Annotated in this window: 16 protein-coding genes and 1 pseudogene; 11 read left to right on the forward strand and 6 right to left on the reverse strand. The window is 67.9% G+C overall.

Annotated features, from left to right (window positions below):
* Positions 1 to 67: 67 nt before the first annotated feature.
* Entirely contained in the window at positions 68 to 508 is a 441-nt protein-coding gene (locus LMQ14_RS10945) for a DUF5994 family protein (RefSeq protein WP_267734757.1), read from the forward strand.
* A gap of 6 nt (positions 509 to 514) precedes the next feature.
* Here LMQ14_RS10945 and LMQ14_RS10950 read toward each other — a convergent pair whose 3' ends face one another.
* Genes LMQ14_RS10950 through LMQ14_RS10965 form a run of 4 tightly spaced genes read right to left on the reverse strand, consistent with a single transcriptional unit; the run spans position 515 to position 4,840 of the window.
* Positions 515 to 2,161, reverse strand: coding sequence for a cytochrome b (locus tag LMQ14_RS10950; RefSeq protein ID WP_267734758.1), 1,647 nt, complete (start codon positions 2,159 to 2,161; stop codon positions 515 to 517).
* Entirely contained in the window at positions 2,158 to 3,330 is a 1,173-nt protein-coding gene (locus tag LMQ14_RS10955; RefSeq protein WP_267734759.1) for a ubiquinol-cytochrome c reductase iron-sulfur subunit, read from the reverse strand. Before LMQ14_RS10955 ends, LMQ14_RS10950 begins: the two co-directional genes overlap by 4 nt.
* Positions 3,327 to 4,199, reverse strand: a complete 873-nt coding sequence (locus tag LMQ14_RS10960) for a cytochrome c (RefSeq protein WP_267734760.1) — start codon at positions 4,197 to 4,199, stop codon at positions 3,327 to 3,329. Before LMQ14_RS10960 ends, LMQ14_RS10955 begins: the two co-directional genes overlap by 4 nt.
* 29 nt (positions 4,200 to 4,228) lie before the next feature.
* Entirely contained in the window at positions 4,229 to 4,840 is a 612-nt protein-coding gene (locus LMQ14_RS10965) for a cytochrome c oxidase subunit 3 (RefSeq protein ID WP_267734761.1), read from the reverse strand.
* Between the two features lie 139 nt (positions 4,841 to 4,979).
* On the opposite strand from LMQ14_RS10965, the gene trpD reads away from it, so the two are divergent.
* Positions 4,980 to 6,083: an anthranilate phosphoribosyltransferase gene (gene trpD / locus LMQ14_RS10970; protein ID WP_267734762.1), complete on the forward strand. Its 1,104-nt coding sequence runs from the start codon at positions 4,980 to 4,982 to the stop codon at positions 6,081 to 6,083.
* Here trpD and LMQ14_RS10975 read toward each other — a convergent pair.
* Positions 6,021 to 7,886 (reverse strand): annotated as a pseudogene (locus LMQ14_RS10975) (DEDD exonuclease domain-containing protein); the annotation flags it as partial. The gene trpD and the pseudogene LMQ14_RS10975 sit on opposite strands and share 63 nt — an antisense overlap.
* Before the next feature lie 132 nt (positions 7,887 to 8,018).
* Between LMQ14_RS10975 and LMQ14_RS10980 the strand changes: the two are divergent.
* The 4 genes from LMQ14_RS10980 to pimB all read left to right on the forward strand — a co-directional run bounded on the left by LMQ14_RS10980 (position 8,019) and on the right by pimB (position 11,699).
* Complete coding sequence (locus tag LMQ14_RS10980) at positions 8,019 to 8,273, forward strand: hypothetical protein (RefSeq protein ID WP_267734763.1); 255 nt, start codon at positions 8,019 to 8,021, stop codon at positions 8,271 to 8,273.
* A gap of 184 nt (positions 8,274 to 8,457) precedes the next feature.
* Positions 8,458 to 9,636: a peptidoglycan hydrolase RipC gene (ripC, locus tag LMQ14_RS10985; protein WP_267734764.1), complete on the forward strand. Its 1,179-nt coding sequence runs from the start codon at positions 8,458 to 8,460 to the stop codon at positions 9,634 to 9,636.
* Positions 9,637 to 9,685: 49 nt separating this feature from the next.
* Positions 9,686 to 10,528 (forward strand): hypothetical protein, encoded by an 843-nt coding sequence (locus LMQ14_RS10990; RefSeq protein WP_267735446.1) that lies wholly within the window; start codon positions 9,686 to 9,688, stop codon positions 10,526 to 10,528.
* A 10-nt stretch (positions 10,529 to 10,538) separates the two neighbouring features.
* Positions 10,539 to 11,699: a GDP-mannose-dependent alpha-(1-6)-phosphatidylinositol monomannoside mannosyltransferase gene (gene pimB, locus LMQ14_RS10995; RefSeq protein ID WP_267734765.1), complete on the forward strand. Its 1,161-nt coding sequence runs from the start codon at positions 10,539 to 10,541 to the stop codon at positions 11,697 to 11,699.
* 10 nt (positions 11,700 to 11,709) lie between these two features.
* On the opposite strand, the gene LMQ14_RS11000 is transcribed toward pimB, so the two are convergent.
* The gene (locus LMQ14_RS11000; protein ID WP_267734766.1) at positions 11,710 to 13,509 is read right to left on the reverse strand and encodes an AMP-dependent synthetase/ligase; all 1,800 of its coding nucleotides are present in this window, start codon (positions 13,507 to 13,509) and stop codon (positions 11,710 to 11,712) included.
* 180 nt (positions 13,510 to 13,689) lie between these two features.
* On the opposite strand from LMQ14_RS11000, the gene LMQ14_RS11005 reads away from it, so the two are divergent.
* The 5 genes from LMQ14_RS11005 (at position 13,690) to LMQ14_RS11025 (ending at position 17,109) form a co-directional block, all read left to right on the forward strand.
* Positions 13,690 to 14,088 carry a polyketide cyclase / dehydrase and lipid transport gene (locus tag LMQ14_RS11005; protein WP_267734767.1) on the forward strand — a complete coding sequence of 133 codons (399 nt, stop codon included), beginning with the start codon at positions 13,690 to 13,692 and terminating at the stop codon, positions 14,086 to 14,088.
* Positions 14,089 to 14,193: 105 nt separating this feature from the next.
* A complete protein-coding gene (locus LMQ14_RS11010; protein WP_267734768.1) occupies positions 14,194 to 14,631 on the forward strand; it encodes an SRPBCC family protein in 438 nt (145 codons plus the stop codon).
* Entirely contained in the window at positions 14,624 to 15,901 is a 1,278-nt protein-coding gene (locus LMQ14_RS11015) for an ArsA family ATPase (protein WP_267735447.1), read from the forward strand. Before LMQ14_RS11010 ends, LMQ14_RS11015 begins: the two co-directional genes overlap by 8 nt.
* The gene (locus tag LMQ14_RS11020; protein ID WP_267734769.1) at positions 15,898 to 16,284 is read left to right on the forward strand and encodes a hypothetical protein; all 387 of its coding nucleotides are present in this window, start codon (positions 15,898 to 15,900) and stop codon (positions 16,282 to 16,284) included. Before LMQ14_RS11015 ends, LMQ14_RS11020 begins: the two co-directional genes overlap by 4 nt.
* Positions 16,285 to 16,371: 87 nt before the next feature.
* Entirely contained in the window at positions 16,372 to 17,109 is a 738-nt protein-coding gene (locus LMQ14_RS11025; protein WP_267734770.1) for a lysophospholipid acyltransferase family protein, read from the forward strand.
* The last annotated feature ends 8 nt before the right edge of the window (positions 17,110 to 17,117 follow it).

Here is a 17,117-nt window from a genome sequence, read left to right on the forward strand (position 1 = left end):
GCCGATAGCGAAGGGAACCGCCCGTGAGTCGGGTAGCCGTCACCATCGCGGGCCAGCGACATCCGCGATGACCCGTCCGTTCGGCGGTCGGGGCCGACCCAATCCCGTCCGGGTGTCGTTGGCTCGTGAGCTTGGCCGCGTCATCGACGGCGCGTGGTGGCCCCGCGCGGACCGCATCACCAACGAGTTGCCGGACCTGGTCGCAGCCCTGACTCCCAGGCTGGGAGACATCACGTCGATCAACGTCAATTGGCAACCGCTCCAACGACCGCCCGACATCAATTGGCCGGGATGGGAACAGAAGCGCCACCACATAATGACCATCAGCGGCGGAGATGCTCACGTCAACCTGCTGGTCATCCCGTACGCGACCTACAGTCCGCTCGCGATGATGGTGCTGCGCTGCGCGGCCAACCTGCCGGTGGCTCCCGCCGACCGCGAGAAGTCCACGTTTACGACCGCGGGCTCGATCCTGCGGGCCGCCGAACAGCAGCGCACCGCCAGCTGACGCCGGCTAGTGCTCGCCGTTCGTCGAGCCGTTGGTGTCCTGGCGTTCCCGCAGCGCGGTCAGCGCGCGTTGCTCGGAGGCGTGGGCCGCCTCGCGCAACGCCGCATCCTCGGACGGCGGATCGGCGAACAAGAAGCTGCCGCTGCCCGGCGTACCGGCCGAGCCCAGCTTGTTCATCTTGTTGGGCACCGGCGCCCCCTGGTACTCCAGCGGGAGCGGGTGGCCGTGATCGTCGACCGGGCCGAGCGGCTGGTGCAGCTCGATGTAGGCACCGTGCGGCAGCCGCTTGATGATGCCGGTCTCGACGCCGTGCTCGAGCAGCGCGCGGTCGCTGCGTTGCAGCCCAACGCACCACCGATAGGTGATGAAGAAGATGAACGGCGGCAGGATCACCATGCCGATGCGCCCGATCCACGTCGTCGCGTTCAGCGAGATGTGGAACGTGAACGCGATGATGTCGTTCATCGCGCACAGCGTCAGCAGCATGTAGAAGGCGATCGCCATCGCCCCGATCGAGGTGCGCACCGGGACGTCGCGCGGCCGCTGCAGCAGGTTGTGGTGGGCCTTGTCGCCGCTGAACCGCTTCTCCAGGAACGGGTAGACGACCAGCAGGCCGAAAACCACGCCCATGAGAATTGCGACCCAGACCACGGCGGGAATGGTGTGGTGCCAGAAGTAGAACTCCCACGGCGGCCAGATACGGGCCAAGCCCTCCGTCCACATCATGTAGAAGTCGGGCTGCGAGCCCGCCGACACCTGAGATGGCTTGTAGGGACCCAGGTTCCAGATCGGGTTGATCTGCAGCAGGCCGCCCATCAGGCCCAGCACACCGACGATGGCGGCGAAGAATGCGCCGGACTTGACCGCGAAGATCGGCATCACGCGCACGCCGACGACGTTGTGCTCGGTGCGTCCCGGGCCGGGGAACTGGGTGTGCTTCTGGAACCACACCATGGCCAGGTGCATCCCGATCAGCGCCAGGATGATGCCCGGAATCAACAGAATGTGTAGTGCATACATCCGGGGAATCAGGATGGTTCCGGGGAAGTCACCGCCGAATAGTGCCCAGTGCAGCCAGGTCCCGATCACCGGCATGCCCAGCGTGATCGACGAGAGCGCGGCCCGCAGGCCGATACCGGACAGCAGGTCGTCGGGCAGCGAGTAGCCGAAGTAGCCCTCGAACATGGACAGGATCAGCAGCAGCGAGCCGATCACCCAGTTCGCCTCGCGCGGCCGCCGGAACGCGCCCGTGAAGAAGATGCGCGCCAGGTGCACCATGATCGACGCGGAGAACATCAACGCCGCCCAGTGGTGGATCTGGCGGACGAACAGGCCGCCGCGGACCTCGAAGGAGATATCGAGGGCCGACTGGTAGGCCCGCGACATCTCGACGCCGCGCAGCGGCTGGTAGACGCCGTTGTAGGTGACGTCGACCATCGACGGGTCGAAGAACAGCGTCAGGTACACGCCGGTGATCAGCAGCACGAAGAAGCTGTACATCGCGATCTCACCGAGCAGGAACGACCAATGCGTCGGGAAGACCTTGTTGAGCTGTCTGCGGACCGCCGCCGACGGGTGATACCGGCTGTCGATGTCCTCGCCCTGGCTGGCCAGGACGTCACCGATCTTCGGGGGACTCAGTTTCGGACTCATGTTGTCGTCCTCTCCCAGAATGCCGGACCGACGGGTTCGATGAAGTCACCGTTGGCAACCAGATACCCGTTGGAGTCGATGGTGATCGGCAGTTGCGCCAGCGCACGCGCGGCCGGCCCGAAAATCGGCTTCGCGAAATGCAATGCGTCGAACTGCGACTGGTGGCAGGGGCACAGGATTCGGTACGACTGCTGCTCGTACAGCGACGACGGGCAGCCCAGGTGCGAGCAGACCTTGGTATAGGCGAAGAACTCGCCGAAGTTGAAGCTCTCCTGGCCCTGGCGTTTGACCATCCGAGGCATGTCGGTGGGCCGAATACGGATGAGCATCACCGGATTACGGACACCCATCTTGATTTCGTTCAGCTTCTCGTGGGACTCCACGGTGGTGCCGTCGCCGTCGGACTCCCGCCACGGGAACACGGTCTCCATGCCGCCGGCGTCCATGTCCTCGGGGCGCATCTTGACGAACGGCGCCCCGCTGGTGGCTCCGGTCGAGCGCGCCAGATAGATGGTCTCGCCGTGGAAGCGCGGGGTCCAGCCCGACGTCCACAGCACCGCCTTCAGCCCGTCGGCGGTGGGCACGACCGGCTTCCAGGGGTTCTTGATCAGGCCGCCGGCAAACGCCACCAGGGTGCCCAGGCCGAACGCGCCCATGCCCAGGCCGAACGACGCCCCGATCAGCTTGCGGCGCCCGATCGTCGACGTCTGGTATGCGTCGGTCAGGTTGGCCACTACCGTCTTGCGGTCGATGTCGCGCGACGCGCCGTCATGGCGGTCCTGAATCGAAATCTCTTCCGGGATAAAGCGTTTCTGGTAGAGGATGGCACCCACTGCGATCGACAGAACGGACATCCCGAAGGTGAAGCCATACAGCGGCGTGGCCAGCGAGTACGCGAAGTTACCCGCCTGTTCGTTCGACTTGTACTCCCACGGCCAGAACAAGAAGATCAGCAGCAGGGCCAGCCCGAAGCCACCGCCCAGCAAAAGCCACAGGGCCACGCCGCGCTCGGCACGCTTCTCGGCCTTGGTGCCCTCGACCGGCCAGCGCGGCTCCTTGAAGACGGTCTCGACGCCGTCAATCTCGCCGCCCAGCTCGAGCAGTTCCTGGTTGGACATCGCGGCCAGTGCGGCCTCGTCCGGCTCTGGCCCTTTACCGGCTTCGCTCATGCTCGCGCCCCAATCCACAGTGCCAACGCGATGGCCGCGACCATCCCGATGATCCACGCCGCCATGCCCTCGGGCGCGGGTCCGAAGCCGCCGAGGCCGTAGCCGCCCGGCGAACGCTCCTCGGTGACGCTCTTGACGTAGCCGATGATGTCCTTCTTGGCCTCGAAGGACAGCTGGCGGTCGGCGAATTTCGGCATGTTCTGCGGGCCGGTCAGCATCGCGGTCAGGATCTGCTGTTCATTGGCCTCACCCAGGTCGGGCGCGAACTTGCCCGACGACAGCGCGCCGCCCTTACCGGTGAAGTTGTGGCACGAGGCGCAGTTGAGCCGGAACAGGTCCCCGCCGCGGCCCAGGTCGTCGCCGCGCAGCGATCGCATCGAGATGCTGCCGTCGGGGTTGCGCACCACGGTCGGGCCGCCACCGTTGGCCTGCACGTATGCCCCGAGCGCGTCGGTCTGGGCCTCGTCGAAGATCGGCTCCTTGCGCGGGGCCTGGGCCTCGCCGCGCATCGCCGGCATGCGGCCGCTGGACACCTGGAAGTAGACGGCGGCCTCGCCGACGCCGATCAGGCTGGGCCCGTGGTCGGGCACGCCCTGCAGGTTGGCGCCGTGGCAGGACACGCAGGAGGTGTCGAACAGCTGCTTGCCGTTGCGCAGCAGCGCCGAGTTGGACTCGTCGGCGACGGCGACCTGGGGAGTTGGGGTCAGCACCGCGGCCAGTCCGCCGGCGATGGTCAGCGCGATCATCAGCAGCAGGCCGCCGGACAGCCGACGGCGAAGACGCCGCCGCGACTGCTCTTTCCCGGCCTTGTTTCTAGGCTGGCTCTGCGGCTTGCGGCCGCGGGATCGGGTCAATCCCAGTTTCTTCAACCGAGCACTCCTGTTCGTCTAGCGCCGGCTCAACGGATGAAATAGATCACGGTGAACAGCGCGATCCACACGATGTCGACGAAATGCCAGTAATAGGAGACGACGATGCTGGCCGTCGCCTGCGCCGGGGTGAACTTGCTCATCCCGGTGCGGGCCAACAGGAATATGAAGGCGATCAGTCCGCCGGTGACGTGCAGGCCGTGGAAGCCGGTCGCCAGATAGAAGACGCTGCCGTAGGCGCTGCCGTGGATGGTCGTCCCGTGGGTGCCCAGGTGGAAGTACTCGTAGGCCTGCCCGAGGACGAAGAACAGTCCCATGAAGAAGGTGATCACGTACCAGCGGCGCAGGCCGAAGACGTCGCCGCGCTCGGCGGCGAAGACGCCCATCTGGCAGGTGAACGACGACGCGATCAACACCAATGTCACCGGCACGGCTTGGTACAGATTCAGCTCGGTGGGCGGCGGTGGCCAGTTCCCGCCGGCCTGCGCCCGCGCCGTGAAATAGAACGCGAACAGGCCAGCAAAGAACATAAGCTCGCTGGACAGCCACACTATGGTGCCGACACTGACCATGTTGGGCCGATTCAGCGAATGAACTCGCGACGTGATCGCAGTCCCCGAGGTCCCTACAGCACTCGTCACATCCGCAAGTATGACGCTTTGTAGTTGTTGAACTCTACCCGGGGCGGAAATTCGCCTCCGCGCGTCGTTTTGGGGGGAACTTTTCCAGGCCCGGAAACGACGGTTGGGCCGCGGTTGGTCCGCGTGGGACCATCGGCGCGTGGCTGCATCATCTGAGGCTCCCTCCCACCGGGCGTTTTCCGCGACGGCTCCCGGGGCCACGCCGACCTGGCCGCAGCTGCTGGGCCGCTTGACCGACGGGCAGAATCTCGCCCGTGGTCAGGCCGCGTGGGCGATGGACCAGATCATGACCGGCAACGCGCGCCCGGCCCAGATCGCCGCCTTCGCGGTCGCGATGAAGATGAAGGTGCCCACCGCGGCCGAAGTCAGTGAGCTGGCCGACGTGATGCTCAGCCACGCGCGCCGCATCCCCGCCGAGTCGATCCGCGACGACGCCGTCGACATCGTCGGCACCGGCGGCGACGGCGTCAACACCGTCAACCTGTCCACGATGGCCGCGATCGTGGTCGCGGCCGCGGGGATCCCGGTGGTCAAACACGGCAACCGCGCGGCGTCCTCGCTGTCCGGCGGCGCCGACACGCTCGAGGCCCTCGGCGTGCGCATCGATCTGGGACCCGACCAGGTCGCGCGCAGCCTCGCCGAGGTCGGGATCGGGTTCTGCTTCGCGCCGGCGTTCCATCCGTCCTACCGGCACGCGTCGGCGGTGCGCCGCGAGATCGGAATACCGACGGTCTTCAATCTCCTTGGGCCGCTGACTAATCCGGCGTTGCCGCGAGCCGGGCTGATCGGTTGCGCGTTCGCCAACCTCGCCGAGGTGATGGCCGGGGTGTTCGCCGCACGGCGCGCCAGCGTGCTAGTGGTGCACGGCGACGACGGCCTGGACGAATTGACCACGACCACCACCAGCACGATCTGGCGCGTGCAGGCGGGCACGGTGGACAAGCTGACGTTCGATCCCGCGGGGTTCGGATTCGCCCGCGCCGACCTGGACCAGCTGCTGGGCGGCGACGCGTACGCCAACGCCGAGGAGGTGCGTGCGGTGCTGGGCGGTGTCAAGGGCGCGGTCCGCGACGCCGTCGTGCTCAACGCCGCCGGCGCGATCGTCGCGCATGCGGGCCTATCCAGCCGCGCTGAATGGTTGCCGGCGTGGGAGGACGGGCTGGCGCGCGCCAGCGCGGCCATCGACTCCGGGGCCGCCGAACAGCTGCTCGCGCGTTGGGTGCGGTTCAGCCAGGAGCTCTGACTCTCCGCCCCGCACCGGCTCTTGCTGCGAGGCCAGCCGCGCTGAGCGCGCCGCCGCCGCCCACCCTGCCCAGGCGCCGGCCGAGCGCAGCGGCGAGGCCCACCCGATGTCGCCGGCGACCCGCACGATGCGCACGCCGGGGGCGACCAGCCAGCGCGCGATCAGCGCGGTCTCTTCGACCAGCGCACCGCCGAGCGGGGCCGAGGCCGTCAAGATCGCTTGTGCGCCAGCGTGAATGGCGTCAATGACCGGCATCGGCGGCACCCCGCGCCGGGCGGATCCGGCCGCGGCGAGCCGGCCGTAGCGGATGACACAGAGGTGATAACCCCCGCTGCCGTCTGGGGCCGCGGCGATCAACTCGGGCAGCGCGGCCAGCGCCCGCAGCCGCTGACCCCGCCACAGCACCTCGACGGCGGTGGCGGTGCGGTCGCGCAGCCGCGCCGCACTCTCGAAGTGGCGATGCTCGGCCAGCGCGGTGAGCTGACCAACGGCCGCGTCCAACGCGCTGTTGTCGGCGCCGTCGATCAGGGCCGCGGCGCGGTGTGTGGCCTCGGCGTACTGCGCGGCGGTCAGGTCGCGAGCCGCGGGGCAGGGCGACACTTCGACTTCGGAACAGGACGGACCGTGGCGGGCCGAACGGCCGAGTCGCGTTGTGCAGGTGCGGATTCCGGTGAATCGAGCCAGCAGCCGCGCGGTGTCGGCGGCATCGGCGCGGGACCGAAACGGCCCGATGGCACGGTCGTGTCGCGGGGCCCGCACCACCGACAGCCGCGGGAACGCCTCGTCGCTCAGTGCCACCCACCACCAACGCTGCGGGAACCTCGAGCGGCGATTGTACGGCGGAGCGTGTGCGGCCAGCAGCCGCAGCTCCCGCACACCGGCCTCCAGCGCGTGGGCGCACTCGACGTGGTCGACCGCGCCGGCCAGTGTGACCATCTCCTTCATCCGGCCGCGCGGGTCGGCGCCGGTGAAGTACTGGCTCACCCGGCGGCGCAGGTCGACGGCGGTGCCGACATAGAGCACCTCGCCGGAGGGCCCGCGGAACAGGTACACCCCGGGCCGGTGCGGCAGGTGTTCGGCGAGCACGCGCTTGCGACGTTGGGTCGGTGTCACGTTGGGCAGATATGAGCGCAGGTCGGCGTAGGTGTGCACGCCCTGGTTGCCCACCCGCTCGATCAGCGCGTGCAGCACGTCGACGGTGGCACGGGCGTCGTCGAGGGCGCGGTGGGTGGGTTGGGCGGCCCCCCCAATCTGGTGGGCGAACAGCCGTGCCAGGGCGGCCAGCCGCACGCTGGGTGCCTCCTCGCGGCTCAGCACGCGGCGCGCCAGCCGGACCGTACAAAGCACTTGCGCTCGGGGCCAACGGATTTCGCAGTGCTCGGCGGCGGCCCGCAAAAACCCGACGTCGAATCCGGCATTGTGGGCGACGAGCACGGCTCCGTGCTCTAAGCCGGCGAACTCCAAGAACGTCGGCAAGACGGCGTCGATGGTCGGGGCGTCACACACCATCGCCGTCGTGATGCCGGTGAGTTGCACGATCTGGGGCGGAATGCTGCGCTGCGGGTCCACCAGGGTGCCGAACTCACCGAGCACGACGCCGCCGCGGACCTTGACCGCCCCGATCTCGGTGATGGCGTCGGCGGGTGCACCGTCTTTTGCGCGGTTGCGTCCGCCGGTCGTCTCCAGGTCCACCACGACGAAGGTGAGCTCACGCAGCAGGATTTCGTCGATGGGCGCCCAGTTCGATTCCCCGCTCGAATCCAAGTCGGCGAAACTCAGTTGAGTCCCACCAGTCACACCCATGGGCGTGACGTTAAGCAACGGGACCGACACCCACGGCGTTCCCACGCCGGGCGCGCGGTCGGCAAAACGTGTCGGTGCCCGCGGTTAGCGTTCGGGTCAGCACGACCAAACCGGATGAGAGGACCGATTCCGATGGCCTACCGCAGCGGACCCGACAGCAAAGGCGTCTCGGCGTCAGAACCGGGCGCACCGGTGGTGATCGACTGCGACGACTGCGCGGCGCGCGGCCCGGGATGCCGGGATTGCGTGATCAGCGTGCTACTCGGGGTACCGGAAACTTTGTTGCAGGACGAGCGGGCCGCACTCGAGGTGCTCGCGGAGGTCGGGTTGGCGCCGCGGTTGCGCTTAGTGCCGATTCATCGAAATCGCGGGTACGGTGTCGCTTAATGACCCTGAGTGCCAAAACGCCTGGCTGCCCCGCTTACCTGTCTCGTTCACATACTTATGACAGAAATCTATCCATTTTCTTAACGATCTTGTTTGGACAAACGCCTTTATCGTTTCGTAACCTGTTTGAGACCTAAACCCAGCTCGACCTCGAACGTCGATGGCAGTTTAAGGAAGCAATACTTTGAGTTTCGGCTCCGTGCATTCGATCTCGCGTGTCATCACGCGGTCAGTCATCGGGACGCTGGCAGGCCTAACGGTCTTCTCGGGGGTCTGTGCTGCCAATGTGGCGGCCGATCCGGCCGACGACGCCCTGGCAAAGCTCAGCGAGCTATCCCGGCAGGCCGAGCAGACCACCGAGGCCATGCACAGTGCGCAGCTCGACCTCAACGAGAAGCTCGCCGCCCAGCAGGCCGCCGACAAGAAGCACTCTGATGACCAGGCCGCGGTGGATGGGGCGAGGGCCCGGCTGGCCACCTTCCAGACCGCCGTCAACAGGCTTGCCGCCGCGACCTACATGGGCGGCCGCATCGACGGCATGGAAGCCATGCTGACCGCGCAATCGCCGCAGGGGCTGATCGACAAGATGGCCGTCCAGCGCGTGATGGCCACGCAAATGTCTACACAGATGGCGAGTTTCCGGGTTGCCGGTGACCAGGCCGCCAAGGCAGAGCAGGCATCGGCCAAGTCCGCCGCCGACGCCAAGAGCGCGGCCGAGCAGGCCGCCGCGGTGCGGGCCAGCCTGCAGTCCAAGCAGAGCCAGCTGCAGGTTCAGATCGCCGTCGTGAAATCGCAGTACGTTTCCCTGACACCACAGCAGCGCACCGCGCTGGCCGACCCCGGGCAGCTGCCCGCCGCGGCCCCTGCTCCTGGCGCGCCGGCACCGGACGCGATGCTGCCCGGTGCCCCGCCGGCGCCCGGCGCCCTACCGCCGGGTGAGGCTCCGCCGCCGGGCGGAATGCCCGGGATCCCCGGATTTCCCGGAATGCCCGAAATGATTCCCGGTGGCCCCGGTGGTGACCGCGCCAACGTCGTGCAGGCCGCGCTGACCCAGGTCGGAACGCCGTACTCGTGGGGCGGTGCCGCGCCAGGCGGGTTCGACTGCTCCGGATTGGTGATGTGGGCGTTCCAGCAGGCCGGCATCTCGCTGCCGCACTCCAGCCAGGCGCAGGCCCACGGCGGTCAGCCGGTGGCGCTGTCGGACCTGCAGCCCGGCGACGTGCTGACCTTCTATTCGGACGCGTCACACAGCGGCATCTACGTCGGTGACGGCATGATGATTCACTCGTCGACCTATGGCGTGCCGGTGCGGGTGGTGCCGATGAACTCGTCCGGCCCGATCTACGACGCCCGCCGTTACTGATCGCTCCGCGCAGGAGCACTACCGTCGGCCGCGCCGGTGGCTTCCGATTCTGCTGGCCTGGGTCTTCATCGTTGAGTTCGTTGTGGCGGCGGCAGTGCCGCTCGACGCACGCGATGCCCGGATAAGACCCGCGCAGCTCGTCACGCCCGCTCTCAGCCACCCGATCGCCGCCCGGGCACCCCTGACCGTCGGCGACCGTGAGGTCCGCTTGATCGGCTTCGGCAGCCCGGCCGCCGACCGCCTGCTGGCCCGTATCGCAGCGGAGATGCGCACCGCGATCGACAAAGTGGCGGCCTTCTGGGGGGTCGACTGGTCGCGCGACATCTCGGTGGTGGTCGCCGGCTCCGACGATGAGTTCCGCGCCGCCGCCGGTGGCGGGCCGCCGCAACAGTGGGCCGACATCGCCGCGGTCACCGTCGCCGATCGCATCGATCCCGCGCACCGGGTGGCGGCCGGCCAGCGCATCGTGTTCGCGCCGGGCGCTGCTGCGATGAGCGACTCGGCGTTGCGAATTGTGTTGACCCACGAGCTTTTTCACTATGCGTCGCGCGCGGACACCGCTCTCGACGCGCCGAGGTGGCTGGCCGAAGGCGTCGCCGATTTCATCGCCCGGCCCAATACCCTGATCCCGGCCGAGGCGGCCTCGTCGCACATGTCGCTGCCGTCCGACTTCGACCTGGACGCCCCCGGGCCGCAGCGCTCGCTGGCCTACGACCGCGCCTGGTGGTTCGCCCGCTTCGTCGCCGATACCTTCGGAGCGCCGAAGTTGCGCGCCTACTATCTCGCCGTCTGCGGCGTCGCGCACGCCGACCCGTTCAACGCCGCCCGTGACGTACTGGGCATCGACTCGACAGGCCTGCTCGCGCGCTGGCAGCAATGGATGGTCGGATAGCCTGACCCAAGTGAGCCGGGTCCTGCTGGTAACCAACGACTTTCCGCCGCGGCGCGGCGGCATCCAGTCCTACCTGGGCGAGTTCGTCGGGCGGCTGGTGAACACCGGGTCGCATGCGGTGCTGGTGTACGCGCCGCAATGGAAGGGCGCCGACGCCTTCGACGCGGACGCGGCCGGCTACCGGGTGGTGCGCCATCCGGGCACGCTGATGCTGCCCGGCCCGGTGGTCGATGCCCGGATGCGCCGGCTGATCGGTGACCACGGCATCGACACCGTATGGTTCGGCGCGGCCGCACCGCTGGCGCTGCTGGCGGCCCGGGCCCGGCAGGCCGGGGCGACCCGGGTGCTGGCCAGCACGCACGGCCATGAGGTGGGTTGGTCGATGCTTCCGGTGGCGCGCTCGGTGCTGCGGCGCATCGGCAACGACACCGACGTCGTGACGTTCGTCAGCCGCTACACCCGGTCCCGGTTCGCGACGGCGTTCGGGCCCGCGGCGTCGCTGGAATACCTGCCGTCGGGGGTCGACACCGACCGGTTCCGGCCCGACCCGGCCGGCCGCGCGGAGTTGCGCAACCGCTATGGGCTGGGGGAGCGGCCCACGGTCGTGTGCCTATCCCGGCTGGTGCCGCGCAAGGGCCAGGACATGCTGATCAAGGCGCTGCCGTCGATCCGCCAACGCGTCGACGGCGCCGCCCTGGTGATCGTCGGCAGCGGCCCGTACCTCGACACGCTGCGCAAGCTGGCCCAGGACTGCGGCGTGGTCGACCACGTGACGTTCACCGGTCCGGTGCCGTCGGCCGAGCTGCCCGCCCACTACGCGCTGGCCGACGTGTTCGCGATGCCGTGCCGCACCCGCGGCGCGGGCATGGACGTCGAGGGCTTGGGCATCGTCTTCCTGGAGGCCTCGGCGACCGGCGTGCCGGTAGTCGCCGGCGATTCGGGCGGTGCTCCGGAAGCCGTGCAGCACAACAAGACCGGGCTCGTCGTCGACGGGAACTCGGTGCAAGAGGTCGGCGACGCCGTCACCGAGTTGCTGGCCGACCCGGATCGGGCCGCCGCGATGGGCGCGGCCGGACGCGACTGGGTGACGTCGCAGTGGCGCTGGGACATGCTGGCCGCCCGGCTGGCCGACCTGCTGCGCGGTCAGCCCTCGCCGGCCACGCTGGCGTGACGCCCGGTTATTACTTCTCGTAGAGCGCTTCGATGTCGGAGGCGAACTTCTCGGCCACCACGTTGCGCTTGAGCTTCATCGTCGGGGTCAGCTCGCCGGTGTCCTCGGTGAAGTCGACCGGAAGGATGCGGAACTTGCGGATCGACTCGGCATGCGACACCGACAGGTTGGCCTGCTTGACCGCGGAGTCGACCTCGGCGACCAGATCCGGATCGGTGGCCAGATCGCCCACGGAGGAGCCCTCGGCCTTGCTGTTGCGTTGTTTCCAGCTGCCGAAGGCCTCCGGGTCGATCGTGATCAGCGCGCCGACAAACGGTTTGGCGTCCCCGACCACCATCGCCTGACTGATCAGCGGGTGTGCCCGCAGCTGGTCTTCCAGCAAGGCGGGGGCGACGTTCTTGCCGCCGGCGGTGACGATGATCTCCTTCTTACGGCCGGTGATCTTCAGGAAGCCGTCCTCGTCGAGTGCGCCGAGGTCACCGGTCTTGAACCAGCCGTCGGCGAACGCATCGGCGGAGGCCTGCTCGTTGCGCCAGTAGCCGCTGAACACCACGCCGCCGCGCACCAACAGCTCACCGTCGTCGGCGATGCGCATGCTGTTGCCCGGCAACAACGTTCCGACCGTTCCGATCTTGACCCTGCCGACCTGGTTGACGGTGATGGCCGAGCTGGTCTCGGTCAGGCCGTAGCCCTCGTGGATGGTCAGGCCCACGCCCCGGTAGAAGTGGCCGAGCCGGGCGCCCAGCGGTGCGCCGCCGGACACCGACGCGTGGCAGTCGCCGCCCAGCGCCGCGCGCAGCTTGTGGTAGACCAGCCGGTCGAACAACGCGTGCTTGGCGCGCAGCAGCAGCCCCGGACCACCGTTGTCGTGGGCCTCGCTCCAGTCGACCGCGGTCTGCACGGCCCGCGCGAAGATCGGCCCCTTGCCGTCGCTGGCGGCGTTTTGCTCGGCGGTGTTGTAAACCTTCTCGAACACCCGCGGCACCGACACCACGACCGTCGGCTTGAATACCGCAAGCATCGGCAGCAGGTTCTTGATGTCGCTGGTGAAGCCGCAGGTCACCTTGTTGGCGAACGCGGACAGCGTCAGCGACCGGGCCAGCACATGCGCCAGCGGCAGGAAGATCAGCAGCCGCTGCCCCTCGTCGAGCAGAGTCGGGAGGCACTCCTTGGCGCCCCGGGTTTCGTACAGCAGGTTGGAATGCGTGAGCTGGCAGCCCTTGGGACGGCCGGTGGTCCCCGACGTGTAGATCAGCGTCGCGGGATCGTCGGGGCGCAGCGCCGCGAGGCGGGCCTCCAACTCCGACGGATCGACCGATGCGCCGGCCTCGACGAGCTGGTCGAGCGCCTTGGGGCCCGCGCCGTCGATATGCAGCACCCGGCGCAGGGCCGGAAGCTCGCCGGTGAGCTCGGTGACCGTCGCGGCGTGGGCGTCGGTTTCGGCGAACGCCACGACGGCTTCCGAATCCTGCAGCACCCAGCGCACCTGCTCGGCCGACGAGGTCTCGTAGATCGGGACGGTGACGGCGCCGATGGACAGGATGGCCAGGTCGAGGATCGCCCACTCGTAGCGGGTGGCCGAGAAAATCGACACCCGGTCGCCGGCTTGCACGCCCAGCGAGATCAGGCCCAACGCCGACGATCGGATCTGCTGGGCGGCCTCGGCGCAGGTGACGTCGGTCCACACCCCGTCGACCTGACGTTGATAGATGACAAAGCTGGGGTCGTCGCGCTCGTGCTCGAAGACCATGGCCGCGATGTTGTCGTGCTCGCCGAGAGTGAAGCGGGCAGGAACGCTGTACTCACGCACTGTTGACCTCAATTGATCTGGTGGTCGGTTGCTGCAACCCAGACTAATCGCGGCATTCGCGCAGCAACCAAGCAGTCGGTTGGGAAGTGTCGCGATTGCGGCTACGGGCGCGCGGCGCCGAGTTCGCGTCCGGCGCGGCCTCGGCGGCGTGCGGCGGAATTGATATGTGAAGCTGACACGATGCACAGCATCCAGATCGCGGACCAGACGTATGTCGCCGCTGACGGCGCACTCGTCGGCGCCGCGGTCGGCGATCAGTTGAGTTGGCAACGGTGGTGGCCAGACCTGCGGCTACAGGTCGTGGAGGACCGCGCCGAAAAGGGAATCCGCTGGGCGGTCACCGGCGCGCTGACCGGCACCATGGAGATCTGGCTGGAGCCTCAGACGGGCGGGGTGGACGGCGTGGTGCTGCACTACTTCCTGCACGCCGAACCGAGTGGTGTGGCTGCCTGGGAGCTGGCCAAACTGAACCTGGCGAAAATGACACACCGCCGCCGGGTGGCGGGCAAGAAAATGGCTTTCGAGGTCAAGACGACACTGGAACGGTCACGTCCGGTCGGTGTTTCTCCGGTAGTTTAACTCCGGTCAAGGTTCGCCCGGAGAGTACCGTTTCGGTCCGAAGGCGGGGGTACTACCGGAGATGACCGGGGGTGGACCCCTTGCGGGAGAGAAGGTAGCGGCCAGGTGGCGGATAAGACGACGCAGACCATTCACATCGAGGCAGATCCCGGCACGGTGCTGGAGGTGATCGCCGACATCGATTCGTACCCGGACTGGATCTCGGAGTACAAGGAAGCCGAAGTGCAGGAGCGCGGCGCCGACGGCTACCCGAAGACCGTGCGATTCGTGATGGACGCCGGCATCATCAAGGACACCATGGTGATGGCCTACCAATGGCCGGCCGACCACAAGTCCCTGAGCTGGACCCTGGTTTCCAGTTCGTTGCTGCGTTCCCTTGAAGGGTCATACCGGTTGGCGGCCAAGGATTCTGGGACCGATGTCACCTACGAACTCTCGGTCGACCTGGCCCTCCCGATGATCGGGTTGCTCAAGCGCAAGGCCGAGCGCAGGCTGACCGATACCGCACTAAAGGATCTGAAGAAACGAGTCGAGGCTGAGTGAGTCCGCTTCACCCGCTTCTTCCTTTTCGAAGGCCCGGATCAGTCTCTTCGTTGGTAAGGGCGGGGTAGGAAAGTCCACCCTCGCTTCTGCCACCGCGGTCTGTGACGCGATCGAGGGGCAGCGCGTGCTGGTGGTGTCAACCGACCAGGCGCACTCGCTGGGCGACGTGCTCGGCATCCCCGTGCCGCCGAGCGGCCGGGGCGAACCGGTGCGGGTGCTCGCCGGTGAGGCCGCCGAGACGGGCAGTGGCTGGCTCGACGCGATGGCGCTGGACACCCTGGCCCTGCTCGAGGCCCGCTGGCACGAGGTGGTCACGGCACTGGATCGGCGGTTTCCCGATTCCGAGCTGAGCAGCATTGCCCCGGAAGAACTTTCGGCGTTGCCGGGCATTCAGGAAGTGCTCGGCCTGCACGCGGTCGGTGAGCTCGCGGCGTCCGGACGATGGGATCGCGTCGTCGTCGACTGCGCCTCGACCGCGGACGCGCTGCGCATGCTCACCCTGCCCGCCACGTTCGGGCTCTACGTCGAGCGCGCGTGGCCGCGCCATCGCCGGCTGTCCATCACTTCCGACGACGCCCGCTCGGCCGCGGTGGTGGAGCTGATCGAACGCATCAGCTCCAGCGTCGAGCGGCTCAGCGCACTGCTCACCGACGGGGAGCTGGTCAGCGCGCACCTGGTGCTGACGCCCGAGCGAGTGGTGGCCGCCGAGGCGGTCCGCACGCTGGGCTCGCTGTCGCTGATGGGGGTGCGCGTCGAGGAGCTGATCATGAATCAGGTTCTGGTGGAAGACGAGTCGTACGAGTACCGGAACCTGCCCGAGCACCCGGCGTTCTACTGGTATGGCGAGCGCATCTCCGAACAGCGCGCGGTGCTCGAGGAGCTCGATGCCACGATCGGTGACGTGGCGCTCGTCATGACCCCGCACTTGGCGGGCGAGCCGATCGGCCCCAAGGCGCTGGGCGGATTGCTCGACAGCGCACGTCTTCGGCGTGGAGCGGCGCCACCAGGACCGCTGCGTCCTATTGTGGATCTCGAATCGGGGTCGGGACTTGGGTCGATATACCGTATGCGGCTAACGTTGCCCCAGCTCGACCCCGGATCGCTGTCGCTGGGCCGGGTGGACGACGACCTGATCATCAGCGCCGGCGGGTTGCGGCGCAGGGTTCGGTTGGCGTCCGTACTTCGACGGTGCTCGGTGCTCGACGCGCATCTGCGAGGCGGTGAGCTGACAGTTCGTTTTCGACCAGATCCGGAGGTGTGGCCTAAGTGAGTAAGGCACACCCCGACATCGGTCCGGAACTGCGCAAGCTTGCCGAGGCGATTCTGAACGGGATCGACCCCGCGGTGCGCATGGCGGCCGCGATGACGGCGGGCAACGGCGTCGGGACCGGCAAGTGTCAGCAGATCTGGTGTCCGGTGTGCGCGCTGGCCGCGCTGGCGACCGGCGATCAGCACCCGCTGCTGACCGTGATCGCGGATCACAGCATCGCGCTGCTGGAGGTGATTCGCGCGATCGTCGACGACATCGACCGATCGGCGCAACCGCCTCCCGACGGTCCGCCCGGCGGCGGGGCGCAGGCCGACGACGCCCCCGCGGGCGATGCCGACGTGCGCACTCGGTACCAGCCGATCGCGGTCACGATCGAAGATTGACCCGCGCGGTTTGAAAGTGGTCCCCTCCGTCGCGGATGGGTACAGTTGTCGCAGAACATCGGCGGGTTTCGGGCGAGAGGGAGGGCCATGGCGTACTGGCTATTCAAGTACATCCTCCTCGGCCCGCTGCTGCAATTGCTGGGACGGCCGAAAGTCGAAGGCCTGCACTATGTTCCGAGTTCGGGGCCGGCGATCCTGGCCAGTAACCACCTGGCGGTGATGGACAGCTTCTTTCTGCCGCTGGTGGTGCGGCGGCGCATCACCTTCCTGGCGAAGTCCGAATATTTCACCGGCACCGGAATCAAGGGCTGGTGGAGTCGGTGGTTCTTCACCGCCGTCGGCCAGGTCCCGATCGACCGCAGTAACGCCGACTCCGCGCAGGCCGCACTGGACACCGCACAGCGAGTGCTGACCGCCGGCAAGTTACTCGGCATGTACCCCGAGGGCACCCGTTCGCCCGACGGCCGGCTGTACAAGGGCAAGACCGGCCTGGCCCGGCTGGCGCTGGAGACCGGGGTGCCGGTGATTCCGGTCGCAATGATCGGTACCGACGTCGTCAACCCGCCGGGGACCACGATGCTGCGCTTCGGCAAAGTGACCATCCGGTTCGGCAAGCCGATGGACTTCTCCCGATTCGAGGGCCTGGCCGGCAACCGGTTCATCGAGCGGGCCGTCGCCGACGAGGTCATCTACGAGCTGATGGGCCTGTCCGGTCAGGAGTACGTCGACGTCTACGCCGCGACCCTCAAGAATCGCGGCAACAGCTCGAATGGCGAGGGGCCCGACGACGAGGCGACGCGTATCCCCGAGACCGCTGCCGGCTAGGCCGCGAC

This window comes from Mycobacterium sp. Aquia_213 (assembly GCF_026625985.1).
Classification (GTDB): domain Bacteria; phylum Actinomycetota; class Actinomycetes; order Mycobacteriales; family Mycobacteriaceae; genus Mycobacterium.

Excerpts from the sequence above, each read along its gene's own strand:
- LMQ14_RS10945 (WP_267734757.1), top strand. The coding sequence starts at position 68 with ATGACCCGTCCGTTCGGCGGTCGGGGCCGACCCAATCCCGTCCGGGTG.
- LMQ14_RS10950 (WP_267734758.1), bottom strand. The coding sequence starts at position 2,161 with ATGAGTCCGAAACTGAGTCCCCCGAAGATCGGTGACGTCCTGGCCAGC.
- LMQ14_RS10955 (WP_267734759.1), bottom strand. The coding sequence starts at position 3,330 with ATGAGCGAAGCCGGTAAAGGGCCAGAGCCGGACGAGGCCGCACTGGCC.
- LMQ14_RS10980 (WP_267734763.1), top strand. The coding sequence starts at position 8,019 with ATGGCCTACCGCAGCGGACCCGACAGCAAAGGCGTCTCGGCGTCAGAA.
- LMQ14_RS11005 (WP_267734767.1), top strand. The coding sequence starts at position 13,690 with ATGCACAGCATCCAGATCGCGGACCAGACGTATGTCGCCGCTGACGGC.
- LMQ14_RS11025 (WP_267734770.1), top strand. The coding sequence starts at position 16,372 with ATGGCGTACTGGCTATTCAAGTACATCCTCCTCGGCCCGCTGCTGCAA.